This is a genomic window from Neobacillus paridis, from assembly GCF_016765675.1.
Taxonomy (GTDB): Bacteria; Bacillota; Bacilli; order Bacillales; family Cytobacillaceae; genus Neobacillus; species Neobacillus paridis.
The window spans coordinates 1-1475 of record NZ_JAESWB010000306.1; the positions used below are offsets into that span (position 1 = coordinate 1).

At 57.9% G+C, this 1475-nt stretch carries 3 protein-coding genes; 1 reads left to right on the forward strand and 2 read right to left on the reverse strand.

The window, feature by feature from the left end; genetic code table 11:
* Both JK635_RS28970 and JK635_RS28975 read right to left on the reverse strand, forming a co-directional pair.
* Positions 1–296: hypothetical protein (locus JK635_RS28970; RefSeq protein WP_202655533.1), on the reverse strand; the 296-nt coding region annotated here is incomplete at its 3' end.
* Between the two features lie 12 nt (positions 297–308).
* Positions 309–557: a zf-TFIIB domain-containing protein gene (locus JK635_RS28975; RefSeq protein WP_202655534.1), complete on the reverse strand. Its 249-nt coding sequence runs from the start codon at positions 555–557 to the stop codon at positions 309–311.
* Between the two features lie 96 nt (positions 558–653).
* Here JK635_RS28975 and JK635_RS28980 point away from each other — a divergent pair.
* A partial coding sequence (locus tag JK635_RS28980; protein WP_202655535.1) for a LysR family transcriptional regulator occupies positions 654–1475 on the forward strand: 822 nt, incomplete at its 3' end.

Consider the following 1475-nt stretch of genomic DNA (forward strand, 5'->3'; position numbering starts at 1 on the left):
ATCTGATAGATCTCTGCGCGTATTTGCGGATCGGTGACGTCGTCGAGCACGCACTGAACTACCAGAGGGTGGAGCCCGCCGCTGTAGTCCCAAACGGGCACGCCAAACTCGTAGAGGTCCCGAGCAAAGTCGTCGAGTACGGTCTGCATCGCCTTTTCGTCCAAACCGAGGCGTTGGTGCATCTTGTAGCGTACGAGCGAACTGAGTTCACCCCTGGAAACAGCAGCGTCAGCCAAGACGGTGAGCGCAACCATTCGAGCGATCGCTTGGGGCGAGTTGATGGGATAGCGACGCATGTGCGTGTCCTTTCAGTCGAGAATTTCAGAAAGCCAGCTCTTGCGGCGCTGGCGCCGGTCATGAGGGCGGTAGTGACTTGGGCTCTTGTCGTCTTCGGGCGGCTCAAAGCGCGCATGCGAAGGATCGGCTGCCTTGTCGAGCAGCTTCTCAAGCTCGCCGCGATCAAGCCACACCCCCCGGCAGTGCGGGCAAAAGTCCACCCCGACCTTCTGGCGCTGGGTTTGAACGAGTGGCGTTGTGGTGCATGTTGGGCAATACATTTTTCGCTCCTTGTTACTAACCACCACTTTACGGCTTCAAGACTTTTCTGAATAATCGAAAATTTCAACAAACCATTCGAAAAAAGAGGATAGTCAATGAACTACAAGCATCTGCACTACTTTTGGACCGTCGTCCGGGCAGGCGGTGTACTGAGAGCCAGCGAAGATCTCAACTTGTCACCGCAAACCCTCAGCGGGCAGATCAATCTGCTGGAGGAGCGCCTGGGCAGGCCGCTGCTTAAGAAGGTCGGGCGCAACGTGGAACCCACGGAAACCGGGCGCATGGTGATGCAATACGCCGACGAAATCTTTACATTGGGTCAGGAGATGGAAGATGCGTTGCGAGGTGGAAAGGAAACGCCACGCGCACCGATGCTGAAGGTCGGCTTCGTCGACTCGGTGCCCAAGTTGATCGCGTTTCACGTGCTCGAGCCTGCACTTCGCCTGGAGCCCACCCCGCGTTTGCAGTGTCCCGAGGGAAAATTGCCGGCACTTATGGCTGAACTTGCGATGCGTCGGGTGGACCTTGTGATCTCCGATGTTCCGTTACCGGGAAATCTGGGCATCAAGGCCTTTACCCACTTGCTCGGAGGCAGTGGCATTGCATTTTTTGCATCCGACAAGGTCCTTCAAAGGCACGGGACCAACGTGCGCCAGGCCCGGGCGAAATTTCCCCGGTCGCTTCAACAACTTCCAATGCTCTTGCCGGCCACTGACTCGGCACTGCGTCCGCGCTTGGATGGTTGGTTGCGCCAGCATGGGATTGCGCCAACCATCGCCGCGGAGTTCGAGGACACGGCTCTGATGAAGGCGTTCGGGCGCGAGGGCTTGGGTGTGTTTCCAGCTCCCGCCGTACTCGCCAAGGAGATCTCCAGGCAGTTCGAGGTCGAAAGGCTCGGAGCCCCCAACGATTTGGTC